A 25,029-nucleotide genomic window follows, 5' to 3' on the forward strand; every position below is an offset into this window, starting at 1 on the left:
AATCCGCCCCTACTTTGCCTCATCAAATATCTTTGTCAAGAATCTAGTTTACTATAATAATAGGTTCTTATTTTAGCGCAAAGCGAGAGATAAAAATAGTTTAAAATATAGACAAAGAGCGGTTTTCCTCTACAGAAAACCGCTCTTTGTATTAGATCTAAATTTAGTCGGATATTAAATAATCGCGTAAGCCAGGGTATAACCGACAAAACAGGCAGTGATGACGCCAATTAAACCCGGCACCATGAAACTGTGGTTGAAGTAGTATTTACCGATTTTGGTGGTGCCGGTAACGTCGAAGTTGACGGTAGCAATGTCTGACGGATAGTTCGGGATAAAGAAGTAACCGTAGGTTGCCGGCAGCAAACCGATTAACAGCGGCGCAGGCAAGCCGATTGCCAAACCGACCGGCAACATCATTCGACCGGTTGCCGCTTGGCTGTTGATCACCACAGAAACCGCAAACAGTGCAAACGCAAAGCTCCATGGGTAGGATTGCACCATTTCGGTGACACCGGCTTTAAACGACGGCATCGCATATTGGAAATAGGTGTCGCTCATCCAGGCAATACCAAAAATCGCAATCATTGCCACCATGCCCGATTTAAACACCACGCCGTTCGGCACGGTTTGCGGATTGGTTTTGGTCGCGACCAAAATAATTCCACCAAAGGCAAGCATCATCATCTGGATAATAATACCCATGGAAATCGCTTTATTTTCACCGATGGTTCTGACCTCAGGGAAAATTGCGACAATCACAATAATCACCAACGCTAAGATAAACAGCAGTACCGCATTGCGCGCTGAGCTTGGCAGTGCTTCGTTCAGGGTAGTGCTGGTGGTGTTGGCAATTCGGTCTTTCCAGATTGGGTCTTGCAGACGGCGTTGATATTCCGGATCGTCTTTCAACTCTTTGCCACGGCGCAAACTGTACAACGACATCATAATTACCCCGGCTAAAGTAGCAGGAATGGTAACGGCAACAATGCTCAGTAAGGTAACGTGTTCATAGCCCGGCAATTCGACGATTTGGGTCAGGTAGTAAACCACGGCGGCGGAAATCGGGCTACCGGTAATCCCCAGTTGAGAGGAAACAGAAGCGGCTGCCATCGGGCGTTCCGGACGGATACCGTTTTTCAGTGCAACATCCCCGATAATCGGCATAATGGTGTAAACCGCATGCCCGGTACCCAACATCAACGTCATAATATAGGTGACCAAAGGGCCTAAAATAGTGACCATTTTCGGGTTGCGGCGCAAAATCCGTTCAGCGATTTGCAGCATATATTTCAAACCACCGGCGGCTTCGAGAATTGAAGCACAGGTAACGACCGCGATAATAATCAACATGACATCAATCGGCGGCGAAGACGGCGGCATACGCAGCACAAATACTTCAATCAGCAAGCCGATTCCGGAAACTACTCCTAAACCGACCCCACCAAAACGGCTGCCGATATACAGCATGATTAAAAGAAATAAAAACTCTAAATACAGCATATTAATTCCTTGCATAAAATTAGTCATAAAACGGCGCTATGATACGAAATTTATATCAGTAAACAAGCCCCAAATTTGCAAGAATTGATTTATCTCACTAATAATAGTTATTGGCTACATTTTTGTTGCAGAAATATTTAAGTAATGCAACATTTGTGTAACTTTTCACTATTTTTGCGGAGATAAAAATAGCGTAAAGCCTTTTTATTTTTTGATTTAAGTTTTAATCAAATTATTAAACATATCGGTTAAACGTTCATCGGCTTTTTTCAGATTTTCTTGAGTATGATACAACCATGTTTCATGCTGACTCAGTTGCTCGGTTGCTTTATTTAAAATCCGTTGTACTTCTGCCGGATTAGTTCCGCCTAATGCCAGATGGTTGTTAATCATATTGCTTGGTTCCAAATGGCTAAAGAAAGTCTCTTTCGACAGAGGAAAAGTGATTTTGTTTGGCATGGTTTCGGTGATAACTGCATCAAATATTTCTACTACTTTATCAAATGGTAGTTGCGCCGGAGGCAGTTTATGTAAGCGCCCGTATTGGGCTAATTTTGAAGCAAATTGATGGGCAATTGTGAATGGTATTCCTGCTTGGCGCTGAAGCACATTTGCCAGTTCGGTGGTAGTTGAATAGTCAGCATTGACTTGTTCCAGTGCGGCTTCTTTATCAATTTTCAAGCCTTCCAACACCGCATTGACGGTTTTCAGCATGGTGCAAGCCCGTTCTAACGTTTCTGAAACATCGAGATTTTTGTAGTCGGTTAAGCCAGAATTGACGTTGTGGGCGGAGATACTGGCTTTGAAGGCATCGCCAGTGACTTGACTTGCCAGCAAACGTGCTTTATCTAAGGATGACGGATTGCGTTTTTGCGGCATTAAAGTGCTTGGGCTATTTAACGATTCTTTTTCAAGCAGCAGCCAAGGGCGAGTATGGTGGAACTGAATATGCAAGTCTTGAACTAGCGTGCCGATGGACAATGCCAGCAAGGACGCTAGATAAGCGCCTTCAACACCAACATCAATCAATGACAGTTGCGCGGCATCAAACGCATTTTCAACATAGCCTTCAAATCCTAAAAAATCGGCTAATGCAGCCCGATTGATCGGGAAGCTGGATGTTGCCAGTGCTGCCGCGCCAAGCGGACATTTATTCAAGCGGACGAAATAAGCAGAGAATCGTTGGGTGGTGCGTGCTAAGGTGGCTTCGTAGCCTAAAAGCAAGTGTCCGAGCGTGACCGGTTGTGCTTGCACACCGTAGGTATAAGAAGGAACAATGCTATCGAGGTTATCATGGGCAAGGTTTAAAAGGCGTTTTCGAGTTTCTAGCGATAAATAATATAAATAGAGGAGACGATCGCGGACTAATAATCGATGTAGTGTAGCTTGTATATCTTGCCAGCTACGTCCAACATGAATCATTGAACCTTCCGAACCGGTGAGCTCCAATAGCATCGGCTGTATTTCGTAGTAATCGTGTGGGCGCTTCGACCCCGCTGCGAGTTGTTGTAGTGCTAGTGCAACTTTTTGTGCGACAGATTGGGTGACGATACCTTCTTGGAAGGTCATTAAGGTTGATGCTTTTTCAATCTGATTGATCCAATAAAAAGAATCATGATTAAACATATTCGGTACTCCTTTTTCATGCAACAGGCGATAAAATAGATATAACAAATATTAACAAATATTATAATATACCTTTGCTTGGAAAATACTACCGATAATATCGTTTGTGATGAAATATTTGACAGAATAACGTTGAATACCGCACTTTTAATATAAAAAACATCAACAGACTCTAATAAAAAAGCGGAAATAATTAATATATTTCCGCTTGTTACTTTATTTTTACGGGAAGGCTAAATTAAATAATATCCAACAACTCTACTTCAAAAATTAGGGTGCTGAACGGGGGAATGGAAGCGCCGGCGCCGCGTTCGCCGTAAGCGAGGTGGTGAGGAATGGTCAGGCGCCATTTTGAACCGACCGGCATCATCGAAAGAGCTTCAATCCAGCCACTGATCACGCCGTTGACCGGGAATTCTGCCGGTTGCCCACGTTGTACTGAGCTGTCAAAAACCGTGCCGTCAATCAAGCTGCCGGTGTAATGCACCCGCACTTGGTCTTGGCGGCTTGGCACAGCGCCGTTGCCTGCGACCAATACTTCATATTGCAAACCGCTCTCGGTTTCTTTTACGCCGTCGGCTTTTTTGTTTTCGGCTAAGAAGTCTTTGCCCGCTTGTTCCACCTCTTTGAATTGCGCTTGTTGTAATTCAGCGGCTTGTTGCTGCATTTGTTGCAAGGCTTGGCTGACAGCTTGCAGATCAACCGCAGGTGCGTTTTGTTGAATGGCGTCGTAAATCCCTTTTGCCACCGCAGCCACATCAATATTCAACTGACTTTGCAGCAGTTGTTGCCCCATTTGCAGGCCGATACCGTAGCTGCCTTGTTGCTCTGTTGAATCTAAGGTGACGTTTGCGAAAAATTGTGCGCTCATAAATATCCTTATTGTTTATAAACGAAAGTCGTAAAAATTAAAATTAAGCGGCTGAATCTTGCATAGCCGCTGAAACGGTCATTGCTTGCCCCATGTTGACCGCACTTGCTGCTTTTAGTGTCGGCAAAAACTCAATTTTATCCGCTTGGAATAAATTGATGATGGTCGAGCCAAGACGAAATGCGCCCATTTCTTCGCCTTTTTTCAGTTGCACCGCTGAAGCGCCATCTTGTGGATACTCCCATTGCTGCACCTTGCCGCTGCGTGGCGGATTGATGACACCTGCCCAGACCGTACTGATGCTGGCGGTGATGGTGGCGCCAACCAGAATCTGCACCATTGTGCCGAATGGCGTATCAAAATAGCAGATCACCCGCTCGTTGCGTGCGAACAGATTGGGAATGTGTTGGGCTAAAAATGGATTAACCGAAAACAGATCGCCGGGCACATACACCATTTTGCGTAATACGCCGTCGCACGGCATATGCACACGGTGATAATCGCGTGGTGATAAATAAGTGGTGACGAATTTACCGTTTTCAAACACTTCGGCTGATTTTTTATCGTCCGCTAAGAGATCCGATAAGCTGAAAAAATGTCCTTTTGCCTGAAATAACTGTCCGTTAGTAATGTCGCCCAGCTCGCTGATACAGCCGTCTGCCGGAAAGCAGACCGCACTTTGATCGGCATTAATCGGGCGTGCATCGGCTTTTAACGGACGGATAAAAAATTCATTAAACGACGCATATTGGTTTGCTTCGCTTTTTTCCGCCTCTTGCAGGTTGATTTTGTATTTGGCGCTAAAGGCTTTGATTGCCAGATGAGTGACTGCGCCCCACTGTTTTTCGGCGAACCAGCCGGCCAGGCGGGTCAGTGCCAACTGCGGCACCATATATTGAAAGGCGATTTTCAGCTGTTGCCAATAACTATTTTTGCTTTGTTGCGTCATATTTCTGGGCTCTTCTCTTCGTTATTTAAATGATAAAGTGCGATTATAACAATTTTCGGCAGTGCTGTAAGGTGAGATTTCCGAAGCGGGCAAAGTGCGGTCTGAATGCCGTAAAAAAAGTTGCTAAAAAAGTATAATTCCTTTTGACTATTCTTGTCCGTGCAGTTAATATGCACGCCCTATGCAAAAGGTTAAACTTCCCCTGACTGTCGATCCGATAAAAGACGCTCAACGCCGTTTGGATTATGTGGGTTATTACTCGCCTAACCAATTAGAGCGCTTGGCAACGTCAGTCAGTCGCGTGCTGAATGAGGCACAAGTTACATTGTCGTTTTCAATAGATCCACAGCGATTGGTCGTGATCAAAGGTCAGGCTAAAATCGATGTGGAGCTGGTTTGTCAACGTTGTGATAAGCCTTTTACTGTGACATTGGAATGCAGTTTTTGTTATAGTCCGGTGTCCAATATGGATCAAGCAGATGTGTTGCCGGAAATTTATGAGCCAATTGAATTTAATGAATTTGGTGAAATAGATTTGCGTGATGTGGTGGAAGACGAGTTGATGCTTGCTCTGCCGTTAGTACCGATGCACGATCCTGAACACTGTGAAGTGTCCGTGGCTGAACAGGTTTTTGGCAAATTGCCTGCTGAAGCAGAAAAACCAAACCCGTTCGCTGTATTAGCTAATTTAAAGCGAAAATAATTTAGGAGTATAGCCAATGGCTGTTCAACAAAATAAAAAATCTCGTTCACGTCGTGACATGCGTCGTTCACACGATGCTTTGACAACTGCTGCTGTTTCTGTCGATAAAGTAACCGGCGAAACCCATTTGCGTCACCATGTAACCGCAGACGGTTACTACCGTGGTCGTAAAGTTATCAACAAGTAATTTCGATTACTCTTGATTCTTTAAGGTAAGCAGTTGAATCGTCTAACCCTGGCGTTAGATGTAATGGGCGGGGACTTTGGTCCCCGTATTACTATCCCGGCAAGCCTGCAAGCGTTGGAGCAAGATCCAATGCTACATCTGGTTTTATTTGGCGATAGTCAGGCTATTTCCTCCTATCTCGCAAATATTCCCCACCATCTCCGCCAACGAATCAATTTGCAGCATTGTGACCGTGTGGTTAAAAACCAGCAGGGGCTTTCCTATGCTTTGCGCCATAGCAAAGGCAGTTCGATGCGTTTGGCGATTGAAGCTGTGCGTGATGGTGCGGCACAGGGCTGTGTCAGTGGTGGTGACACGGCAGTGTTGATGGGCTTGTCAAAAGTGCTGTTGCAGCCGTTGGCGGGGATTCAACGCCCAGCATTGGTGTCGAATATTCCGACTATAGACGGTAAACAGAGTGTTATGCTGGATTTAGGAGCGAATATCGATTGCTCTGCCGAGACGTTGGTGCAGTTTGCCCAAATGGGCGCGATTTTTGCCGAAAATAACTTTGGTTTGGTCTATCCGCGCGTGGCGTTGCTGAATATCGGTATTGAAGAATTAAAAGGGCTGAAAAATATCCGTGACGCCAGTCAGCTGTTGCAGCAGCAAACCGATTTGAACTATATTGGCTACATTGAAGGCAATTATTTACTGAACGGATACGCAGATGTGATTGTCTGTGACGGGTTTGCCGGAAATATCGCCTTGAAAACGCTGGAAGGCACGGCGAAAAATATTTTTAGTCTGTTGAAAGGCAACAAGAAACAGCCACCGTCGTTGATTAAAAAACTGCTTATCCGTATCGGCAAATATGCCTTAAAAAAATATTTTGTTCAATTGAAACAGTTTAATCCCGATCAATACAATGGCGCTTCTCTGTTAGGATTGACTTCTGTGGTGGTTAAAAGCCACGGCAGTGCCAATCAAGCCGCTTTTCTGTATGCAATACAACAAGCGGCGTGGCAAGTGCGGTCAGAAATTCCGAATAAAATTTTGACCGGCTTGGAAAAAAATTAAGCCGGTATCGTTATTGAACCGCACTTTGTTGAAAATTCATCGTTGATGATTCACACATAATGAGATGATTATGTTTAGTAAAATTTTAGCTACCGGCAGTTACTTACCGGAACAGATCAGAACCAATGCCGACTTAGAGAAAATGGTCGATACGTCTGATGAGTGGATTAGCGTACGCACCGGCATCAAACAACGGCGTATTGCCCGTGCTGATGAAACCGTGGCGACAATGGGAACTGAAGCCGCCAAACAATGTTTGGCGATGGCAGCAAACCTCGATGTCAATGAGATTGATTTGGTGTTGGTTGCCACCACCAGCTCTTCGCACGCTTTCCCAAGTTCAGCCTGCTTGATTCAAAAAGCACTGGGTATTGAAGATGCCATTGCTTTTGATATTGCGGCGGCGTGCTCAGGTTTTGTGTATGCGCTGAGTGTAGCCGATCAATTTATCCGCACTGGACAAGTTAAAAAAGCTTTAGTAATCGGTGCTGATCTGTTTTCTCGCAGTTTGGACGAACAAGATCGCGGCACCGTGATTTTGTTTGGTGATGGCGCAGGCGCAGTGATTTTGGAGGCCAGTGAAGAACCGGGTATTCTTTCCAGTCACTTGCACTCTGATCCGACCCAAGGTGAAGTGTTGGTATTGGAAAATGCCAAACGCAGCCGTGATGAGGCTTCACCGGCATATCTAACCATGCAGGGCAATGAAACCTTCAAAATTGCTGTGCGCCAATTGGCGAATGTGGTGGAAGAAACCTTAGCTGCCAATAATTTGGATAAAAAAGACATTGATTGGCTGGTGCCACACCAAGCCAATTTACGCATTATCAGTGCTACCGCCAAAAAATTAGAGATGGATATGTCGCAAGTGGTGGTGACGCTTGACCGTCACGGCAACACTTCCGCCGGCAGTATCCCTAGCGCACTGGATGAAGCAGTGCGTGATGGTCGCATTCAGCGCGGACAACTGATTTTGATGGAAGCGTTTGGTGGTGGCTTGACATGGGGCTCGGTATTAGCCCGTTTTTAAGTCAATATTCCGCTGAATATGCACTATCTGTAGTGAACAGTAATAACAAACAGTAGTAATAAATAGAAGTGGCAAACAGAGGATTTAATATGAAAAAATTTGCTATGGTTTTCCCGGGACAAGGTTCGCAAGCTATCGGTATGTTAGCTGATTTAGCGACTGGCTTTCCGATTGTAGAACAGACGTTTAAACAAGCTTCCGATGCACTCGGCTATGATTTATGGAATTTGGTACAAAACGGTGAAGCAGAGGAGCTGAATCAAACTTGGCGCACCCAGCCGGCACTGCTGGCGGCGTCTGTTGCGATTTACCGTGTATGGCAGCAACAATATCCGGCATTAAAACCAGAGGTGATGGCGGGACATAGCTTGGGCGAATTTTCTGCCTTGGTCTGTGCCGGCGTTTTGGATTTTGAAGAAGCCGTGAAATTGGTCGAACTGCGTGGCCGCTTAATGCAAAAAGCAGTTCCGGCAGGGACCGGCGCCATGTATGCGATTATCGGTTTGGACAATCAAGCGATTATTGATGCTTGCCAGCAAGCTGCTGAAGATGAAGTGGTGGCAGCGGTGAATTTCAATTCGCCGGGTCAAGTGGTGATTGCCGGCAATAAAAGTGCGGTTGAGCGAGCTGCGGCAAGCTGTAAAGAAGCCGGTGCTAAACGGGCATTACCACTGGCGGTCAGTGTGCCGTCACATTGTGCGTTGATGAAACCGGCAGCCGATCAGTTAGCGGTCGCCTTGGAGTCAGTGACTTTCAAACAACCGACAGTCGCAGTGATCAATAATGTTGATGTGAAACAAGAAAAAGCCGCCGACGAGATTCGCAGCGCATTGGTGCGCCAGCTGTATAATCCGGTTCGTTGGACGGAAAGCGTGGAAAAAATGGCGACTGCCGGAGTGAAAATACTGTTTGAAATCGGACCGAATAAAGTATTAACCGGACTCACCAAGCGCATCAACAAAGAGCTGGATGCCCATGCGGTCAATGATAATGCCTCGTTAAGTGCGGTGGCGGAACTTATTCAAGACTAATCAGACGAGTGAAAAAAGGAGATCGTATGCAAGGTAAAATCGCATTAGTAACCGGTGCCAGCCGTGGTATCGGCAGAGCCATCGCAGAGGAGTTGGCAGCGAAAGGTGCAACCGTGATTGGGACTGCAACCAGTGAAAGCGGAGCGGAAGCTATTTCGGCTTATTTGGGTGAGAGTGGCAAAGGCCTAGTGTTAAACGTCAGTGATGTAGCGTCTATTGAGCAGACATTGGCGCAGATCAAAGGCGAATTTGGCGAGATTGATATTCTGGTCAATAATGCCGGCATCACCCGTGACAATCTGTTGATGCGCATGAAAGACAACGAATGGAGCGATATTATTGAGACTAATCTGACTTCGATTTTCCATCTGTCAAAAGCGATGTTGCGCAGCATGATGAAAAAGCGTTATGGACGGATTATCAATATCGGTTCTGTGGTCGGTTCTTCCGGCAATCCGGGACAGAGCAACTATTGCGCGGCTAAAGCCGGGGTAATCGGTTTTTCTAAAGCATTGGCACAGGAAGTGGCTTCGCGTGGCATCACGGTTAATGTGGTGGCACCGGGCTTTATTGCGACCGATATGACCCATGCGTTAACCGATGAGCAAAAACAAGGTATTTTGTCGAATGTGCCTGCTGGACGGTTGGGCGAGGCAAAAGATATTGCTAAAGCCGTTGCCTTTTTAGCATCTGATGATGCGGGTTATATCACTGGCACGACTTTACATGTTAACGGCGGACTCTACATGAGTTAATCCGTATGGAGCTGTTTGTTCCAATTGTCGATGTAAGCAAAATCAGACAAATTGAGATAAAAGCATGACAAGCCTATTCGGTAATGTTAGAATCTGCGATGGTATACAATCTTGGTTATAGACTTTTCCAAGAAACAAGAATATAGCCAAATTTTGTCATAGTATGTGTCGTTTGAGCCGTTATTTTTCAGTGGATTGCTATCTCAGATAAATAATTGCAGCCGTTTAAACGGTCCATACCATATTCACCTTCTCGCTGTGGCGAAATTTAAAATATAGGAAATTTAAAAAATGAGTATTGAAGAACGCGTAAAAAAAATCATTGTTGAACAATTAGGCGTTAAAGAAGACGAAGTGAAATCTGAAGCTTCATTTGTTGAAGATTTGGGCGCTGACTCTTTAGATACAGTTGAATTGGTAATGGCTTTGGAAGAAGAATTCGATATCGAAATTCCTGATGAAGAAGCTGAAAAAATCACAACTGTTCAGTCTGCAATTGATTACGTTCAAAATAATCAATAATCTTCTGGATTTAGGCGGTTATAACACCGCCTAAATTTTATCTACGGTTAAAAATTAATCTACGATTAAAAGTACCATTTTCAACCTCCCGTTCGGAGTATATTCATGTCAAAACGTCGCGTTGTTGTTACAGGCTTAGGAATGCTGTCACCGCTTGGTAATGATGTCAACTCAACCTGGCAAAACCTTCTCGCAGGAAAGAGCGGTATCAATCTGATTGAAAATTTTGATACCACCCATCACACTACAAAATTTGCCGGTCAGGTCAAAGATTTTAATGCGGAAGCGTATATTTCACGCAAAGATGCCAAAAAAATGGATTTATTTATCCAATACGGTATTGCAGCCGGAATGCAAGCTATTGAAGATGCCGGTTTGCAAGTGACAGAACAGAATTCACAGCGTATCGGAGTGGCAATTGGATCCGGCATTGGTGGTCTTGGTTTGATTGAGGAAAATCATACCGCACTTGTCAACGGTGGACCACGCAAAGTCAGCCCGTTTTTTGTGCCGTCAACTATTGTGAATATGATTGCAGGGCATCTGTCGATTAATTATAAATTGCATGGGCCGAATATTACGATTGCAACGGCTTGTACCACGGGTGTGCATAATATTGGCCACGCTTTCCGCATGATCAGCTATGGCGATGCCGATGTGATGATTGCCGGAGGGGCAGAAAAAGCCAGCACATCGTTAGGTATTGCCGGTTTTGGCGCAGCGCGAGCGCTTTCCACGCGTAATGACAATCCACAAGCGGCAAGCCGTCCTTGGGATATTGAGCGTGATGGTTTTGTGCTGGGTGATGGCGCAGGGATTATGGTGTTGGAAGAATACGAACATGCCAAAGCGCGCGGCGCTAAAATATATGCAGAATTGGTCGGTTTCGGCATGAGTGGTGACGGTTATCATATGACCTCTCCACCGGCAGATGGTGCAGGCGCTGCACTGGCGATGAAGAATGCGCTACGCGATGCAGCAATTGAACCGCAGCAAATTGGTTATGTTAATGCACACGGCACTTCGACACCGGCAGGTGATATTGCTGAAGCCACCGCAATCAGCTCAGTTTTCGCAGCCAATAAAGATCAGATTCTAGTCAGCTCAACCAAATCGATGACTGGGCACTTGCTGGGTGCTGCTGGTTCGGTAGAGTCGATTTTCACGGTATTGGCGCTGCAAGATCAAATCGTACCGCCAACCATCAATTTGGATAACCAAGATCCGAATGTCACGCTGGATCTGGTTCCAAACACTGCACGCAAAGTTGAAATGGAGTATGCGCTATGCAACTCGTTCGGCTTTGGTGGCACAAATGGTTCGTTGATTTTTAAGAAAATCTGATCGAATTCTTGCTTTTAAATCTGAATACCAAAAGTGCGGTTTTCAATTAATGAAAACCGCACTTTTATTTTTGCTAGCTGTTTAAAAATAATCCGAATTTTGCTTGTGCCGCCTAGGTAATCTGGGTATAATCTTGCGCCTTAACAGTCACATTCCATTTTCGTTCCTTGCTTCCGCAGACTGGTGACTGGTCTATCGTCGGAGGCTGATTAACCCGTAAGGAGCAGCAGCAATGCGTCACTACGAAATCGTTTTTATGGTTCATCCGGACCAAAGCGAACAAGTACCGGGCATGATCGAGCGCTACACTGGTTCTGTTAAAGAAGCAGGTGGACAAGTTCATCGCCTAGAAGATTGGGGTCGCCGTCAGTTGGCTTATCCAATCAACAAACTACATAAAGCACATTATGTGTTAATGAATGTAGAAGCACCGCAAGAAGTAATCGACGAGCTAGAAACAACTTTCCGTTACAACGACGCCGTTCTGCGTAACGCTATTATGCGTACTAAGCACGCCGTAACAGAAGCGTCCCCAATGGTTAAAGCAAAAGACGATCGTCGTGCTTCAGCCGAAGTTGACAACAACGATTATGAGGATGCGGAAGAGTAATTTAACGATTGACAATCGTTTGTCGTTGACAGGTTTTGCCGCCTCTCATCCCAAACGAAGTACCAGTCCGAGTGGTATTGAACATTGTCGCTTTGTTTTCGAACATTGTTCGCAGCAAACCGAAGCAGGTTTAGCGCGGCAAGCGTGGTGTAAAATAGCGGTATCACTGAGTGGACAACAATTAATTAAACAAACTCAAAGCATTACGGTCGGCAGTAAACTTTTAATCGTTGGTTTTATCACCACGCATAAAAGCAATAACGGACTCAGTCAGTTAGTTTTACACGCCGAGCAAATCGAATTTATAGATTAGGAGACTCGCCCTATGGCACGTTATTTCCGTCGTCGTAAGTTCTGCCGTTTCACAGCGGAAAACGTAGTTGAAATCGATTACAAAGATATCGCCACGTTGAAGAACTACATTACAGAGAGCGGCAAAATTGTTCCAAGCCGTATTACCGGTACTCGTGCGAAGTACCAACGTCAATTAGCACGCGCCATCAAACGCGCTCGTTATTTAGCGTTGTTACCGTACACTGACAACCATCAGTAATCAAGAGAGGATACGGTAATGCAAATTATTCTTTTAGATAAAATTATTCATTTGGGTAACGTTGGTGACCAAGTGAATGTTAAAGCCGGTTTCGCACGTAACTTTTTGATCCCTCAAGGGAAAGCAGTTATGGCAACCAAAGCTAATATTGAACATTTCGAAACTCGCCGTGCTGAGTTAGAAGCTAAAGTTGCTAAAGAGTTAGCCGAAGCGCAAGCGCGTGCAGAGAGCATCGCAGCCTTGACTAGCGTGACTATCGCTTCCAAAGCCGGTGATGAAGGTCGTTTATTCGGTTCTATCGGTACTCGTGACATCGCTGATGCGATCACGGCTGCTGGTGTTAAGGTTGAGAAAAGTGAAGTTCGTCTGTCAGAAGGTCCATTGCGTACCACTGGCGAACACGAAATTCGCTTCCAATTACATGGTGAAGTCTTCACTTCATTGATTGTAAACGTTATTCCTGAATAAGCCGATTATTCAACCAAAAACCCGATTGTTACCTCATTTTATTGAGCGCGCCATCGGGTTTTTTTATTGTTTTTATCCTCTGTTCTCAATTACTTCATACGACACTTAGGCTGACAGCGGCTGCGGTTAAAGCGCTTTTTTTGATTGATGATGCGGTATATACTAGGGGGTTATGGATGTTTGTTTATCATTTGAGCTATAGACAACTTTGCTGTCATCCGCATCAATAGTCCCGGCCTAGATGGTGTTGATTTTAAACGACAACTCAATATATAAACAAACATCAGCAGCCCCTAATCAATAGTTGTTTTCGGTGGAAAAATTATGTCCGTTCAAGTTATTCCGGCCTCTCCTTTTGGTACCTTATTAGGCTATGCCCCTGGTGGGATTGCTATCTACTCCTCGGATTATGCCAGCATTAATCCGCAAGATTATCCTGATGATACGGCTTTTCGGAGCTACCTGGGTCGAGAGTATATGGGCTATAAATGGCAATGTGTTGAATTTGCTCGGCGCTATCTCTATCTCAATTATGGCTTGGTGTTTACCGATGTTGCCATGGCTTACGAAATTTTTTCTTTGCGTTTCTTGCGGCAAGTGATCAATGATGCGATTGTTCCATTGCAAGCATTCCCCAACGGGAGTCAGCAAGCGCCACATGCCGGTGCTTTGCTGATTTGGCAGCAAGGTGGTGAGTTTCAACATACTGGGCATGTCGCCATTATTACTGAGGTCTTGGCGGATAAAGTGCGGATTGCCGAGCAGAATGTGATTCATGTGCCCTTGCCAAGCGGGCAGCAATGGACGCGCGAGTTAGCATTAACGGTTACAGAGAATGGCTACTGTTTGCAAGATTCTTTTGATGATACTGAAATATTGGGCTGGATGATTCAGACAGCGCCAAACCAATACAGCTTGCCGCAACCGATCACCACAGCAGAAAAAATGGGAATTCATCCTGCCAGCTTAGTGGATCGCGGACAATTTAAGGCTAACTGGTTAAATCCGCATGACCCGCTACAGCAGGCGTATATTAGTGCAATGCATGGGCATTGTATCAACCGTGGCAGCCCTTACCGTTATTTTTCCATTTCCGAGAGTGCAGAGCATGAACTGGTGCGAGCCACCAATGAATTGCATTTGATGTATCTGCATGCCACGGATAAAGTGTTGAAAGATGATCAACTTCTCAGTCGTTTTAATATCCCGAAAATACTTTGGCCTCGCCTCCGCCTATCATGGCAGAATCGACGTTATGAAACCATCACTGGACGCTTAGATTTTTGCATGGATGAACGAGGCCTTAAAGTGTATGAATATAATGCAGATTCAGCCTCTTGCCATGCGGAGACCGGTGCTATTCTGCCTCTCTGGGCAGCGCAAGCCGGGTTGCAGCTGGGGACAGACCCCGGAGCTAATTTATTGGATAATTTAGTCGACTGTTGGAAGCATAGCAAAGCACCAGCCTTTGTGCACTTAATGCAAGATAATGCAAGTGAGGAAAATTACCATACTTTATTTATGCAGCAGGCGTTAACGCAAGCCGGTTTTCAAAGCAAAATTATTCATGGATTGGAGGGGCTGCAGTGGGATGCGTATGGGCGCCTGGTTGATGACGAAAATCGGCAGGTGCGTTGTGTGTGGAAAACCTGGGCTTGGGAAACGGTATTAGAGCAGATGAGGCAAGAGTATGAAGAGGGAGATATTGCATTGCCGATTCGGACAGGACATCCACAAAATAAAATGCGCTTGATTGATGTGTTGTTGCGGCCTGAAGTGATGGTTTTCGAGCCCCTTTGGACATTGATTCCCAGCAATAAGGCGATTTTACCGGTTCTTTGGTCACTGTTTCCGGGGCATCGTTATCTGTTGGCAGCCGAGTTTGAGGTGAATGAGCAACTGCAGCAAAGCGGCTATGCACGCAAGCCGATTGCCGGACGTTGTGGGGACAATATTAAATTAGTCGGTCATACGGAGCAGGTGTTGGATCGAACGGATGGGCGCTTTGCTGAGCAGGATAATATTTATCAGCAGCTCTGGTGTCTGCCCAAAGTTGCTGATTTATATCTTCAAGTCTGCACGTTTACGGTGGGCGGGCACTACGGTGGAGCCTGCCTGCGTGGTGATTCGTCAAGGGTTATCACTGGCGACAGCGATTTGCAGCCACTCCGAATCTTAGCGGATTGCGATTTTGCTCAAGACTAAGCCGTAACAATCAGCAGCAATCAAGAGATTGGCTGAAAGAGGAGAGACGTCAAAAAGGGCATTATTCAAACACCTTTAAAATATCGATTGGTACTGTTTTTGCTTGCAAATAGTCATGAATCGATTCGAGCACCAACGGGCTTCTGGCGCCTTGTCCCGGTTGGCGGATATAGTCTTGAAATTGCGCCAGCGTCAGCCATAACGCCTGGGTGATGTCGCTGTCGTGAGGCGTGACAGCACAGCAGTCATCCAGTTCTAAAGCAAAAGTGAAGCGTAAAAAATCGGTTTTACTGCGTGGCGCTGACCACTGGTAAATTTTGACTAGGCGTTCTATTTGGGCATGTTCAATGCCGGTTTCTTCCCACAATTCACGCTGCATTCCGGCGAGCAGGCTTTCGTCTTTTTCCAAATGCCCGGCAGGTTGGTTCAGTGTCAAAACGCCGTTATCCCACTCTTCAACAAATAGAAATTTGCCTTGGCAATGCACCACGCAAGCTAGGGTGATATTGGGTTTGTGCATACATAATATCCTTGTTATTTTACGACTAACTGAAGCCGTTGAAATAATTGAGCTCGTTCAGCCGCTGACAAAGTGCGGTATTGACCGCTGCTTAAGCCATCTAAATCAAACCCAGCAGTTTCTGCTCGAATCAGGCGCAGGGTAGGGCAGCCGATATGGGCAGTCATGCGCCGCACTTGACGGTTGCGTCCCTCATGAATTTTTAGCTCTAACCAACTGGTCGGAATCTGGTGACGTTCGCGAATCGGTGGCACACGTGGCCATAAACCCGGTGGTTCAGTGATCATACGTACTTCAGCCGGCAGGGTTTTGCCGTCGTTTAACATCACCCCTTGTCGCAAAGCTAAAAGTGCGGTTTCATCGGGAATATTCTCCACCTGCACCCAATAAGTCTTTGCCAGTTTAAATTTCGGATCGGTTAAGCGATGTTGTAATTTACCGTTGTTGGTCAATAGCAGCAGTCCTTCACTGTCGCGATCTAAACGTCCAGCCGGATAAACTGAGCGAATGGGAATATAATCTTTCAAGGTGGCTCGCTGTTGATCTGCGCTGAATTGGGTCAGCACATCAAACGGTTTATTGAATAAAATGACCGTTGTTTCGGCAAGTGATACGGCAGTTGCCGGTTTTCTTGGGGCAACAGCCAATTTTGGTGCTGCTCGCACAGTATTGCGAGTGAAAGTGCGGTTAGGCGTGTCAGATTTAGCCATAATGTTAAAAAAATATTAAAAAAATTGTTAAAATGTGATGTGAATAAAAGAAATAATTTAAGAAAAACTATACTATGCGCTGGGTTGAAGATACAGTATCTTTTTAAAAATTATTTCACCAAACTATTTCACCAAGTAAATCACGGAAAGGAGTCAATATGCAAAGCAAAGTTGTGGTCCCTACACAAGGAACGAAAATTACGCTGGATAACCAAGGGCGCTTGAATGTGCCGGACAATCCGATTATTCCGTTTATCGAAGGGGACGGCATTGGCGTTGATGTTACACCAGCGATGCGTTTGGTGTTGGACGCAGCGGTAGAAAAAGCTTATGGCGGCAAACGCAAAATCGAATGGATGGAAGTCTATACCGGTGAAAAATCGACTAAAGTGTATGGCGAAAACGAATGGTTGCCACAGGAAACATTGGATTTAATTAAAGAATACCGTGTCGCCATCAAAGGTCCGTTGACCACCCCGATCGGCGGCGGTATTCGTTCACTTAACGTGGCGCTGCGTCAATTGCTGGATCTATATATCTGCTTGCGCCCTGTGCGTTATTATGAAGGCACACCAAGCCCGTTAAAACACCCGGAATATACCGATATGGTGATTTTCCGTGAAAATTCCGAAGATATTTATGCCGGTGTCGAATGGCAGGCAGGCACGCCGGAAGCGGAAAAAGTGATTGATTTCCTAACCAAACAGATGGGCGTGACCAAAATCCGTTTCACTGAAGAGTGCGGTATCGGCATCAAACCAACTTCAAAAGCCGGTACGCAGCGCTTGGTGCGTGCGGCGATCCAATATGCGATCGACAACGATCGTGAAGTGGTGACGCTGGTGCATAAAGGCAACATTATGAAATTCACCGAAGGCGCATTCAAAAGCTGGGGCTATGAGGTGGCGCAACAGGAGTTCGGCGCAGAATTGCTGGACGGTGGTCCATGGATGCAGTTTAAAAATCCAAAGAGCGGTAAAACCATTACTGTCAATGATGTGATTGCCGATGCATTCTTGCAGCAAATTTTGTTGCGCCCGAAAGAGTACGACGTAATCGCCACCATGAACCTGAACGGTGACTATATTTCCGATGCGTTGGCGGCGCAAGTGGGCGGCATCGGTATCGCCCCGGGCGCTAACATCGGTGATGAATGTGCGATTTTCGAAGCCACTCACGGCACTGCACCGAAATATGCCGGACAAGACAAAGTCAATCCGGGATCCTTGATTCTGAGTGGTGAAATGATGCTACGCCATTTAGGTTGGATCGAAGCAGCGGATTTAGTGGTATCCGGCATGGAAAAAGCGATTTCCAACAAAACCGTCACCTACGATTTCGAGCGTTTAATGGACGGCGCAACGCTGCGCAAATGTTCTGAATTCGCACAGGATATTGTAGATAATATGTAATTTTAGCTACAGAAGACAAAAGCCACAGCTTGATTAATCAGGTTGTGGCTTTTTTATTATTGTGTGATTTGATAGGAGCATAAGCAAGTAAATCGATTGTTTTGGTTATTTCGTTGACAACGTTGTCTGCGGATACTACGCTCATGGTAAATTTGTAAATTCACTCGGTAATTTCGTAGATATTTTTAGTTGCTACAGTAGAATATTCAATCTTAGGCAACCTGTTTTGCATGTTTTTCTACCAGTTTGGCTAAGGTTTGCTTAATACCTGCATGCACTTCTTGCGGCGAATGAACCCTGCCGGCCTTTATATCTGCCTGACCTTGAGCAACTCGTTCCTTAAGCGCCGCTTGATATTCGGGTGTCATGTCTTTCAATTTTTTTATCATACGCCAATCCTTCTATTTATTGTATTTGTATAATGCCTGATTTTTACCGTCTTGGTCAAGGGCTAAGGATTAGCCTAATAAATACAGTAAATTGACACTCACCACACCGAGTACCACGCTCAATAAAGTGTTACGCAGCCAAATATAACTGGCAAGCACGACAGCTAACGCAGCGATCTCATACAGCAAAGTCGTAAAGCCACTGGATAAGGAGGTTGGGATATTCAGGCTGCTGAACAGCAAAATCAGCATAATACACAAAGGTAAGCTTTGATTCAGGCTTTGCAACCAGCCGAGTTGCAGCCAGCGCTGTGGTAAAAACAACGGTAGCGCCCGACACAGGAACATCACCGACGCCATGGCGGCAACAGTCACTAAGATTGTGATGGTATTCATCTGATGTTTTCCTTAGACAGTGTTTTGCCAAGTTGCAAGTGATAGCGTATCAAAATCACCAAAATACAGCATAAAATCGCAGCTAACATCACCCAACCGGGTGCTAACAATTTGCACGCTATAAAGGCAGACAATGCGAGCAGCAATGGAAAAAGATGACGATTCTGGCGATATTGTTCATATGCTAAAATAATAAACAGACACGGCAGGGCAAATGCCAAGTGCGGTATAGCATCAGCCAGTTCCGCCCCAAGTAAGGCGCCGATCAGTGAAGCGGAAACCCAGTAAAACTGACATAAAAAATTGATTTTAGTTATATTATTTTGGCGCTGATGTTGTTCTTGGGTGGTGGCTAATGCATAGCTTTCATCGGTGATCGAAGCCGTGCTATACCAACGTTGCCAGCCTTTTTGGGGTAAATCGGTGTGCAGTGCCAAGGTATAAAACAGTTGACGCAGGCTGATTAATAAAGTGCCGAGTACCAGTGGTAAAAAACCGGCGGCAGAGGCAAACAGCGGTATTGCAGCATATTGCGCGGCGCCAGAATAGACCACGATGCTTAACAACACGACTAACCAAATCGGCAAACCGGCGCCAACGCCTAAAATACCATAGGCAATCCCGGCGGCATAATAGCCCATGGCAATCGGCAAGGTGAGTTTGATTAAACTGCCCCAAGTATTGCTAGCAGAGGGAATTGTATGCTTATTGGCTGTGGAGTTCATTTTGAATAGTAATTGTTATTTGACTGAGGAACCGATAGTCTAATCAAAACCTATTTTGTAATCAAGTGAACGGAGACGTTATGCAAACCGCAGTGATTTGGGGCAATCTGGCGCAAATGCCAACACGGGCTGAATTACAGCGCTATCTGCCGAAGAGTTTATTGCACGCCGCTAATAGCAATAATGCCCGCAGGCAGCAACGACGACAGTGCAGTATTTTGGCGCATTTTTTGCTGGCAAAATTGTTGGAATATTTTCAGCAGCCGCTGAGCTTGCTCGAACAGATTCAACGCACCCCAAGCGGTCGCCCTTATTTTGCCACTGCACCGCAAATTGATTTTAATATCAGCCATTCAGCAGATTGGGTGGCTGTGGTCATTTCAATTGCGGAAAAAAGTGAAAGTGCGGTGGCAGTGGCAATTGATATTGAAAGCCCGCAAAAAACACGCAATTTTAACGGGTTATTACGGTTTTATGCTTCGCAACAAGAGCAGGACTGGTTTGCGGCACAACCGCACTTAGAAGCGGCATTTTACCGCACTTGGTGTCTGCGTGAAGCCGTGTTGAAATCGCAAGGGGTCGGCATTGTCAAACTACGTTCAGTTATTCATCGCCCCGACACATTACAAATTGACTGTGCTTACGCACCACAAGGCAAGCTGTTTTTTACCGACGAATTGCCATTTTATCTCGCTTATTTTTTACAACAAGCAGACGAACAGCTGCCGCAAATTTTGGTCTGGCAAAACGACATAAATTCTGCTAACTTGACAAAACAGTTCATTTATCAAGTCAATAAGGACAAAATATGACAGAAAATCAGAAAAATCGTCGTCCGCTGGCAACGCGCAGTAGTCGTTGGGCGCAGGCATTAGCCAAAAACTTAGCGCAGCGCAGCATACCGACCCCGAATCAAATCTCCCTGCTCAGTATCGTATTTGCCTTATTCGGCGGGTTATTGCTGGCATTTTCGCCCAATGCCGTCGGGCTGATTTTGGCTGCACTGTTTATCCAACTGCGCTTACTCTGTAACTTATTAGACGGCATGGTAGCCGTAGAAGGCGGCAAAAAAACGGCCAACGGTGTGCTGTATAATGAAATTCCGGATCGTATAGCGGATTCGGTGTTGATTCTGGCGTTCGCTGCAGCTGTCGGGCAGCCGTGGTTGGGCTGGCTAGGGGCTTTATTGGCGGCGTTGAGTGCTTATATCCGTCTGCTTGGTGGTTCGTTAGGCTTGGAACAACGCTTCAGCGGTCCAATGGCAAAACCGCACCGCATGGCGTTGCTGACGGCGGCGTGTTTAATCGGGGCGGTGGAATGGCAGCTATGGCACAGTCAATATGCGTTATGGTTGGCGTTGCTGTTGTTGAATGTCGGCACGTTACTGACCTGTGTTTTGCGGACACGTGCCATTTCGCGTGAGTTGGAAACGCAAGCGAGGTCAACATGATTGCCTCCTTACTTGCTGCGCTGACCAAACTGTTGATTGGTGCTTATCCCCATTGGCGCAATAATTTGCCGAGTGGACAACAGCGGATCTATTTTGCCAATCATACCAGCCATTTGGATACGCTGGCAATTTGGTCGTCTTTTAATGCGGAATTTCGTGCCAAAATTCGCCCGGTTGCGGCAAAAGATTATTGGGATAAGGGCGGGCTGCGCGGTTTGATCGCCAAAAAAGCGCTGAATGTGGTGATGATTGATCGTGAAGGCAACAGCGATGATCCGTTGCAGCCGCTGTATACCGCACTTGATCAAGGAGATTCGCTGATTCTTTTCCCGGAAGGCACTCGCTCTGCCGAAAGCCAACTGGCAGCGTTTAAATCAGGATTATATCACTTGCGGCAGCGTTATCCGCAAGTGGAGCTGGTGCCGATTTATCTGGATAACACTGGCCGCAGTTTGCCGAAAGGTGCATTTTTACCGCTGCCGTTTACCTGCTCGGTCACTTTTGGCGAGCCGTTACAGGTTGATGCGAAATGGGATAAAGCCGAGTTCTTGCACCAAGCCAGACAAGCGGTGATCGCCTTGTCACAACCTTTGCCACAACCTTTGCCGCAATCAGCAAAATAGGAGCTGCCGATGTTGAATTTTTTAAGTGAAGCCGTGAACAGCATTCCGAGCAAATTTTGGTGGGTGCTGAGCGGGATGTTGACATTATTGCTGATTGCAACCGTTATCGGACGTTGGCTGGCGTATAAAAAAAGCGGTGATGTGATTGATAACCTGAACCATCGGATTAATGCCTGGTGGGGAATGGTGGCGATTTTAGTGCTGTGCTTTATTTTTGGTAAAGTAGCAACGTTGGTGTTATACGGTTTGCTCTCGTTTTTCGCCCTGCGCGAATTTATCACCCTGACGCCGACCCGTCGTGCCGATTATTGGGCGCTGGTGTTCTGTTTTTATGTCGCCATTCCACTGCAATATTGGCTGATCGGCATTGAGTGGTACGGACTGTTTGTGATGTGCTTGCCGGTGTACGGCTTCTTGATTCTGCCGGCAATTCAGGCGTTATCCGGCGATACGCAGGCCTTTTTTGAGCGCACCACCAAAATCCAGTGGGGCATGATGTTGACGATTTATTGCCTCAGTTACGCTCCGGCACTGCTATTGTTACAGAACTTGGAGTTTCAAGGACAAGGCTTATTGCTGTTGATGTATCTGTTAATTGTGGTGCAGTTGAGCGATGTATTCCAATATGTGGTCGGTAAATTGTTCGGCAAACATAAATTGGCACCGAATGTCAGCCCGAGCAAAACCGTAGAAGGCTTGTTCGGTGGCGGTGCGATTGCGGTGGCGATCGGCACCGCACTTTGGTGGATCACGCCGTTCAGTATCGGCTATGCTGCGCTGTTTTCGTTAGTGATAGTGATTTGTGGCTTTCTTGGCGGTTTGTCGCTGTCAGCCGTCAAACGCAGCATGGGCGCCAAAGATTGGGGCACGATGATTTCCGGTCACGGTGGCATTATGGATCGCATTGATTCAGTGCTGTTTGCCGCACCGGTATTTTTCCATCTGGTGCGTTATACCTATTTTTAAGACGCTCAAGCGCATATACTAAAAAGTGCGGTCAAATCATCAGACTTGACCGCACTTTATGCTTTAAGGCGTAAAGAGATTATGCCAGCAGTTTATTAATGCGTTTGATAAACGCTGTCGGGTTCTCCAAGGCACCACGTTCGGACAGCATGGCTTGGTCAAACAGCAGCTCGATCCATTCGCCAAAGGCATTCTCATCGGCAGTATCTGCGGTTTTCTTGACCAGCGGATGTTCCGGATTCAACTCAAACGTATATTTCACTTCCGGTACCGGTTGTCCAGCGGCGGCGAACAGTTTTGCCATTTGCGTGGTCATCTGATCGTTGTCGGTGGAGACAATCGCCGGTGTATCGCTCAGACGGTGAGTCAAACGCACCTCTTTTACCCGCTCGCCCAAGTAGCCTTTCACTCGTTCGATAAACGAACCGAAGTTTTTATCCTGTTCTTTTTGTGCTTCTTCTTGCGCTTTATCGGCCAGATCGCCCAGATCCAAATCGGACTTCGTCACCGATTGCAGCGGTTTGCCGTCAAATTCGTTGAAATAGCCCAATGCCCACTCGTCGATCCGGTCGGACAGCAGCAAAACTTCGATGCCTTTTTTGTTAAACAGTTCCAAGTGCGGGCTGTTTTTGGCGGCGATGTAGCTGTCGGCGGTGATGTAATAAATCGCTTTCTGCCCCTCTTTCATGCGTGCAACGTAGTCTTGCAATGAGACGTTTTGCTCGCTGCTGTCGTTGTGAGTGGAAGCAAACCGCAGCAGTTTAGCCACTTCTTGCTGATTGGCGTGATCTTCCGCCAAGCCCTCTTTCAGCACCAAGCCGAACTCTTGCCAGAAGTTTTGGTATTTTTGTTTATCTTCATCTTTTGCCAATTTTTCAATCATACCCAAGGCACGTTTGGTCAGGGCTTTGCGCAGCGCAGCGGTGACTTTGTTGTCTTGCAACAGTTCACGCGACACGTTCAGCGGCAGATCGTTGGAATCAATCAAGCCTTTGACGAAACGCAGGTAGTTCGGCATAAACTGTTCGGCATCGTCCATAATAAACACCCGTTGTACATACAGCTTCAAGCCGTGTTTATGTTCGCGGTTGAACAGATCCCAAGGCGCCTTGGTCGGCAGATACAGCAGGCTGGTGTATTCTTGTTTGCCTTCGACACGATTGTGCGCCCACAGCAGCGGGTCGCTGAAATCGTGGCTGAGATGCTTGTAGAACTCTTGATATTCTTCGTCACTGATCTCGGCTTTATTGCGGGTCCACAACGCTTGTGCTTTGTTGATTTTTTCCCATTTTACGCCGCTTTCTTTGCCTTCATCATCGAACTCTTTGACCAGCAGCTCTACCGGCAGATCAATATGATCGGAATATTTACTGATGATTTGACGCAAACGCCAGTCGTCGAGAAACTCTTTTTCATCTTCACGCAAGTGCAAGGTGATTTCGGTGCCGCGCTCGGCTTTTTCGATGTCGGCGACATCATATTCGCCTTCGCCGGCAGACTGCCACAACACGCCCTGAACCGCACTTTCCCCGGCGGCACGGCTTTTCACCGTGACTTTGTCGGCAACGATAAAGGCAGAGTAGAAACCGACCCCGAACTGCCCGATCAGTTTGCTGTCTTTGGCTTGATCGCCGCCTAAGCTGTTAAGAAATTCTTTGGTGCCGGATTTGGCAATGGTGCCGAGGTGATCGATAATTTGTTCACGGTTCATGCCGATGCCGTTATCGCTGATGGTCAAGGTGCCTTTGTCTTTGTCGGCGCTGACCCGCACTTTCAGATCGCCGTCGCCTTCGTATAATTCCGGGGCGGACAGAGCTTTGAAGCGCAATTTATCCGCTGCATCGGAGGCGTTGGAAATCAGCTCGCGCAGGAAGATTTCTTTATTGGAATAGAGGGAGTGAATCATCAGTTGCAGTAACTGTTTGACTTCAGATTGAAAACCACGAGTTTCTTGATTAGTGCTCATTGTTATTTCCTGTTTTTCTATTGGTTAAACATAAAATGAATGAGATAGATATGGGAGCTGTTGATTGGATTTCAAGGGGAAAAGTGCGGTTTGGTTTGATTTACACTTTTCGTTTAAAATTTAACTATCGGGTTTCGCTGATGGCGACTTTTTTAATCACTATCGCTATTTCGCCTCGCGACGACCATACTTTTCTTTGCTTGTGCAAAGAAAAGTAGGCAAAAGAAAGCACACCCTAATGAACTGCTGATCTTCGCTTAGTGTGAATTTGCTTAACGGAAAATTTTTAATGCGCCCGCTACGCGGGCAAACTCGCTTCGCTCAAACAAAAAAATTTCCCTACAAATTTCACACCCGCTCAGGCAGTTCACAAGGGAATCCGAAAAACACGACGCAGAATACAAGATTTTAATTGTGACGGAAGTATTGCCCTAAATGTAGCAACTGTGTTTAACT

At 46.1% G+C, this 25,029-nt stretch carries 28 protein-coding genes; 18 read left to right on the forward strand and 10 right to left on the reverse strand.

The window, feature by feature from the left end; genetic code table 11:
• Positions 1 to 174 precede the first annotated feature (174 nt).
• The 4 genes from FHQ30_RS07905 to asd all read right to left on the reverse strand — a co-directional run bounded on the left by FHQ30_RS07905 (position 175) and on the right by asd (position 4,949).
• Complete coding sequence (locus tag FHQ30_RS07905) at positions 175 to 1,503, reverse strand: anaerobic C4-dicarboxylate transporter (RefSeq protein WP_132965588.1); 1,329 nt, start codon at positions 1,501 to 1,503, stop codon at positions 175 to 177.
• 216 nt (positions 1,504 to 1,719) lie between these two features.
• Positions 1,720 to 3,129 carry a lyase family protein gene (locus FHQ30_RS07910; RefSeq protein WP_139610277.1) on the reverse strand — a complete coding sequence of 470 codons (1,410 nt, stop codon included), beginning with the start codon at positions 3,127 to 3,129 and terminating at the stop codon, positions 1,720 to 1,722.
• Positions 3,130 to 3,367: 238 nt separating this feature from the next.
• A complete protein-coding gene (gene bamJ, locus FHQ30_RS07915) occupies positions 3,368 to 4,000 on the reverse strand; it encodes a BamJ family beta-barrel-assembly machinery protein (RefSeq protein WP_132965582.1) in 633 nt (210 codons plus the stop codon).
• Between the two features lie 43 nt (positions 4,001 to 4,043).
• Entirely contained in the window at positions 4,044 to 4,949 is a 906-nt protein-coding gene (asd, locus tag FHQ30_RS07920; RefSeq protein WP_139610276.1) for an archaetidylserine decarboxylase, read from the reverse strand.
• A gap of 181 nt (positions 4,950 to 5,130) precedes the next feature.
• On the opposite strand from asd, the gene yceD reads away from it, so the two are divergent.
• The 13 genes from yceD (at position 5,131) to gss (ending at position 15,416) form a co-directional block, all read left to right on the forward strand.
• Complete coding sequence (gene yceD, locus FHQ30_RS07925) at positions 5,131 to 5,652, forward strand: 23S rRNA accumulation protein YceD (RefSeq protein WP_132965578.1); 522 nt, start codon at positions 5,131 to 5,133, stop codon at positions 5,650 to 5,652.
• Positions 5,653 to 5,668: 16 nt separating this feature from the next.
• On the forward strand, positions 5,669 to 5,839 hold the full coding sequence (gene rpmF, locus FHQ30_RS07930) for a 50S ribosomal protein L32 (protein ID WP_121124072.1): 171 nt from the start codon (positions 5,669 to 5,671) through the stop codon (positions 5,837 to 5,839).
• A gap of 33 nt (positions 5,840 to 5,872) precedes the next feature.
• Entirely contained in the window at positions 5,873 to 6,898 is a 1,026-nt protein-coding gene (gene plsX, locus FHQ30_RS07935; protein ID WP_139610275.1) for a phosphate acyltransferase PlsX, read from the forward strand.
• A gap of 70 nt (positions 6,899 to 6,968) precedes the next feature.
• Positions 6,969 to 7,928, forward strand: a complete 960-nt coding sequence (locus FHQ30_RS07940; RefSeq protein WP_139610274.1) for a beta-ketoacyl-ACP synthase III — start codon at positions 6,969 to 6,971, stop codon at positions 7,926 to 7,928.
• An 89-nt stretch (positions 7,929 to 8,017) separates the two neighbouring features.
• Positions 8,018 to 8,959, forward strand: a complete 942-nt coding sequence (gene fabD / locus FHQ30_RS07945) for an ACP S-malonyltransferase (RefSeq protein ID WP_139610273.1) — start codon at positions 8,018 to 8,020, stop codon at positions 8,957 to 8,959.
• Between the two features lie 26 nt (positions 8,960 to 8,985).
• The gene (gene fabG, locus FHQ30_RS07950) at positions 8,986 to 9,714 is read left to right on the forward strand and encodes a 3-oxoacyl-ACP reductase FabG (RefSeq protein WP_132965570.1); all 729 of its coding nucleotides are present in this window, start codon (positions 8,986 to 8,988) and stop codon (positions 9,712 to 9,714) included.
• Positions 9,715 to 10,005: 291 nt separating this feature from the next.
• Positions 10,006 to 10,236 carry an acyl carrier protein gene (acpP, locus tag FHQ30_RS07955; protein WP_034617387.1) on the forward strand — a complete coding sequence of 77 codons (231 nt, stop codon included), beginning with the start codon at positions 10,006 to 10,008 and terminating at the stop codon, positions 10,234 to 10,236.
• A gap of 105 nt (positions 10,237 to 10,341) precedes the next feature.
• On the forward strand, positions 10,342 to 11,580 hold the full coding sequence (gene fabF / locus FHQ30_RS07960; protein ID WP_139608838.1) for a beta-ketoacyl-ACP synthase II: 1,239 nt from the start codon (positions 10,342 to 10,344) through the stop codon (positions 11,578 to 11,580).
• Positions 11,581 to 11,812: 232 nt separating this feature from the next.
• Positions 11,813 to 12,190, forward strand: a complete 378-nt coding sequence (rpsF, locus tag FHQ30_RS07965; RefSeq protein ID WP_132965566.1) for a 30S ribosomal protein S6 — start codon at positions 11,813 to 11,815, stop codon at positions 12,188 to 12,190.
• The gene (gene priB / locus FHQ30_RS07970) at positions 12,177 to 12,503 is read left to right on the forward strand and encodes a primosomal replication protein N (RefSeq protein ID WP_139610272.1); all 327 of its coding nucleotides are present in this window, start codon (positions 12,177 to 12,179) and stop codon (positions 12,501 to 12,503) included. Before rpsF ends, priB begins: the two co-directional genes overlap by 14 nt.
• Positions 12,504 to 12,515: 12 nt before the next feature.
• Positions 12,516 to 12,743: a 30S ribosomal protein S18 gene (gene rpsR / locus FHQ30_RS07975; RefSeq protein WP_005759927.1), complete on the forward strand. Its 228-nt coding sequence runs from the start codon at positions 12,516 to 12,518 to the stop codon at positions 12,741 to 12,743.
• Positions 12,744 to 12,761: 18 nt separating this feature from the next.
• Entirely contained in the window at positions 12,762 to 13,211 is a 450-nt protein-coding gene (gene rplI, locus FHQ30_RS07980; protein WP_139610271.1) for a 50S ribosomal protein L9, read from the forward strand.
• Between the two features lie 324 nt (positions 13,212 to 13,535).
• On the forward strand, positions 13,536 to 15,416 hold the full coding sequence (gene gss, locus FHQ30_RS07985) for a bifunctional glutathionylspermidine amidase/synthase (protein ID WP_139610270.1): 1,881 nt from the start codon (positions 13,536 to 13,538) through the stop codon (positions 15,414 to 15,416).
• A 61-nt stretch (positions 15,417 to 15,477) separates the two neighbouring features.
• Here gss and FHQ30_RS07990 read toward each other — a convergent pair whose 3' ends face one another.
• A complete protein-coding gene (locus FHQ30_RS07990) occupies positions 15,478 to 15,936 on the reverse strand; it encodes an NUDIX domain-containing protein (protein WP_139610269.1) in 459 nt (152 codons plus the stop codon).
• A gap of 14 nt (positions 15,937 to 15,950) precedes the next feature.
• Positions 15,951 to 16,646 carry a pseudouridine synthase gene (locus FHQ30_RS07995; protein ID WP_139610268.1) on the reverse strand — a complete coding sequence of 232 codons (696 nt, stop codon included), beginning with the start codon at positions 16,644 to 16,646 and terminating at the stop codon, positions 15,951 to 15,953.
• A 158-nt stretch (positions 16,647 to 16,804) separates the two neighbouring features.
• Between FHQ30_RS07995 and icd the strand changes: the two genes are divergently transcribed.
• Positions 16,805 to 18,058: an NADP-dependent isocitrate dehydrogenase gene (gene icd / locus FHQ30_RS08000; protein WP_139610267.1), complete on the forward strand. Its 1,254-nt coding sequence runs from the start codon at positions 16,805 to 16,807 to the stop codon at positions 18,056 to 18,058.
• 212 nt (positions 18,059 to 18,270) lie between these two features.
• On the opposite strand, the gene FHQ30_RS13260 is transcribed toward icd, so the two are convergent.
• The 3 genes from FHQ30_RS13260 to FHQ30_RS08010 all read right to left on the reverse strand — a co-directional run bounded on the left by FHQ30_RS13260 (position 18,271) and on the right by FHQ30_RS08010 (position 19,568).
• Positions 18,271 to 18,447 (reverse strand): hypothetical protein, encoded by a 177-nt coding sequence (locus FHQ30_RS13260; RefSeq protein ID WP_176552272.1) that lies wholly within the window; start codon positions 18,445 to 18,447, stop codon positions 18,271 to 18,273.
• A gap of 69 nt (positions 18,448 to 18,516) precedes the next feature.
• Complete coding sequence (locus tag FHQ30_RS08005) at positions 18,517 to 18,843, reverse strand: AzlD domain-containing protein (protein ID WP_139610266.1); 327 nt, start codon at positions 18,841 to 18,843, stop codon at positions 18,517 to 18,519.
• The gene (locus tag FHQ30_RS08010; RefSeq protein ID WP_139610265.1) at positions 18,840 to 19,568 is read right to left on the reverse strand and encodes an AzlC family ABC transporter permease; all 729 of its coding nucleotides are present in this window, start codon (positions 19,566 to 19,568) and stop codon (positions 18,840 to 18,842) included. The genes FHQ30_RS08005 and FHQ30_RS08010 overlap by 4 nt, the downstream gene beginning before the upstream one ends.
• An 80-nt stretch (positions 19,569 to 19,648) precedes the next feature.
• Here FHQ30_RS08010 and FHQ30_RS08015 point away from each other — a divergent pair, with 80 nt between their 5' ends.
• From FHQ30_RS08015 to FHQ30_RS08030, 4 genes are read left to right on the forward strand one after another with little or no spacing between them, the layout of a single operon-like run.
• Positions 19,649 to 20,380, forward strand: coding sequence for a 4'-phosphopantetheinyl transferase family protein (locus tag FHQ30_RS08015; protein ID WP_139610264.1), 732 nt, complete (start codon positions 19,649 to 19,651; stop codon positions 20,378 to 20,380).
• Positions 20,377 to 21,018, forward strand: a complete 642-nt coding sequence (locus tag FHQ30_RS08020; protein WP_139610263.1) for a CDP-alcohol phosphatidyltransferase family protein — start codon at positions 20,377 to 20,379, stop codon at positions 21,016 to 21,018. Before FHQ30_RS08015 ends, FHQ30_RS08020 begins: the two co-directional genes overlap by 4 nt.
• Entirely contained in the window at positions 21,015 to 21,641 is a 627-nt protein-coding gene (locus FHQ30_RS08025) for a lysophospholipid acyltransferase family protein (RefSeq protein ID WP_139610262.1), read from the forward strand. The genes FHQ30_RS08020 and FHQ30_RS08025 overlap by 4 nt, the downstream gene beginning before the upstream one ends.
• Before the next feature lie 9 nt (positions 21,642 to 21,650).
• Positions 21,651 to 22,607 carry a phosphatidate cytidylyltransferase gene (locus FHQ30_RS08030; RefSeq protein WP_139610261.1) on the forward strand — a complete coding sequence of 319 codons (957 nt, stop codon included), beginning with the start codon at positions 21,651 to 21,653 and terminating at the stop codon, positions 22,605 to 22,607.
• A 79-nt stretch (positions 22,608 to 22,686) separates the two neighbouring features.
• On the opposite strand, the gene htpG is transcribed toward FHQ30_RS08030, so the two are convergent.
• A complete protein-coding gene (htpG, locus tag FHQ30_RS08035) occupies positions 22,687 to 24,573 on the reverse strand; it encodes a molecular chaperone HtpG (protein WP_139610260.1) in 1,887 nt (628 codons plus the stop codon).
• Between the last annotated feature and the right edge of the window lie 456 nt (positions 24,574 to 25,029).

It is taken from the genome of Testudinibacter sp. 'clade 2' (assembly GCF_006227735.1).
Taxonomy (GTDB): Bacteria; Pseudomonadota; Gammaproteobacteria; order Enterobacterales; family Pasteurellaceae; genus Chelonobacter.

Coding starts and splice junctions, on each gene's coding strand:
- FHQ30_RS07905 (WP_132965588.1), bottom strand. CDS start 1,503: ATGCTGTATTTAGAGTTTTTATTTCTTTTAATCATGCTGTATATCGGC.
- FHQ30_RS07910 (WP_139610277.1), bottom strand. CDS start 3,129: ATGTTTAATCATGATTCTTTTTATTGGATCAATCAGATTGAAAAAGCA.
- bamJ (WP_132965582.1), bottom strand. CDS start 4,000: ATGAGCGCACAATTTTTCGCAAACGTCACCTTAGATTCAACAGAGCAA.
- asd (WP_139610276.1), bottom strand. CDS start 4,949: ATGACGCAACAAAGCAAAAATAGTTATTGGCAACAGCTGAAAATCGCC.
- yceD (WP_132965578.1), top strand. CDS start 5,131: ATGCAAAAGGTTAAACTTCCCCTGACTGTCGATCCGATAAAAGACGCT.
- rpmF (WP_121124072.1), top strand. CDS start 5,669: ATGGCTGTTCAACAAAATAAAAAATCTCGTTCACGTCGTGACATGCGT.
- FHQ30_RS07940 (WP_139610274.1), top strand. CDS start 6,969: ATGTTTAGTAAAATTTTAGCTACCGGCAGTTACTTACCGGAACAGATC.
- fabD (WP_139610273.1), top strand. CDS start 8,018: ATGAAAAAATTTGCTATGGTTTTCCCGGGACAAGGTTCGCAAGCTATC.
- fabG (WP_132965570.1), top strand. CDS start 8,986: ATGCAAGGTAAAATCGCATTAGTAACCGGTGCCAGCCGTGGTATCGGC.
- acpP (WP_034617387.1), top strand. CDS start 10,006: ATGAGTATTGAAGAACGCGTAAAAAAAATCATTGTTGAACAATTAGGC.
- fabF (WP_139608838.1), top strand. CDS start 10,342: ATGTCAAAACGTCGCGTTGTTGTTACAGGCTTAGGAATGCTGTCACCG.
- rpsF (WP_132965566.1), top strand. CDS start 11,813: ATGCGTCACTACGAAATCGTTTTTATGGTTCATCCGGACCAAAGCGAA.
- priB (WP_139610272.1), top strand. CDS start 12,177: ATGCGGAAGAGTAATTTAACGATTGACAATCGTTTGTCGTTGACAGGT.
- rpsR (WP_005759927.1), top strand. CDS start 12,516: ATGGCACGTTATTTCCGTCGTCGTAAGTTCTGCCGTTTCACAGCGGAA.
- rplI (WP_139610271.1), top strand. CDS start 12,762: ATGCAAATTATTCTTTTAGATAAAATTATTCATTTGGGTAACGTTGGT.
- gss (WP_139610270.1), top strand. CDS start 13,536: ATGTCCGTTCAAGTTATTCCGGCCTCTCCTTTTGGTACCTTATTAGGC.
- FHQ30_RS07990 (WP_139610269.1), bottom strand. CDS start 15,936: ATGCACAAACCCAATATCACCCTAGCTTGCGTGGTGCATTGCCAAGGC.
- FHQ30_RS07995 (WP_139610268.1), bottom strand. CDS start 16,646: ATGGCTAAATCTGACACGCCTAACCGCACTTTCACTCGCAATACTGTG.
- icd (WP_139610267.1), top strand. CDS start 16,805: ATGCAAAGCAAAGTTGTGGTCCCTACACAAGGAACGAAAATTACGCTG.
- FHQ30_RS13260 (WP_176552272.1), bottom strand. CDS start 18,447: ATGATAAAAAAATTGAAAGACATGACACCCGAATATCAAGCGGCGCTT.
- FHQ30_RS08005 (WP_139610266.1), bottom strand. CDS start 18,843: ATGAATACCATCACAATCTTAGTGACTGTTGCCGCCATGGCGTCGGTG.
- FHQ30_RS08010 (WP_139610265.1), bottom strand. CDS start 19,568: ATGAACTCCACAGCCAATAAGCATACAATTCCCTCTGCTAGCAATACT.
- FHQ30_RS08015 (WP_139610264.1), top strand. CDS start 19,649: ATGCAAACCGCAGTGATTTGGGGCAATCTGGCGCAAATGCCAACACGG.
- FHQ30_RS08020 (WP_139610263.1), top strand. CDS start 20,377: ATGACAGAAAATCAGAAAAATCGTCGTCCGCTGGCAACGCGCAGTAGT.
- FHQ30_RS08025 (WP_139610262.1), top strand. CDS start 21,015: ATGATTGCCTCCTTACTTGCTGCGCTGACCAAACTGTTGATTGGTGCT.
- FHQ30_RS08030 (WP_139610261.1), top strand. CDS start 21,651: ATGTTGAATTTTTTAAGTGAAGCCGTGAACAGCATTCCGAGCAAATTT.
- htpG (WP_139610260.1), bottom strand. CDS start 24,573: ATGAGCACTAATCAAGAAACTCGTGGTTTTCAATCTGAAGTCAAACAG.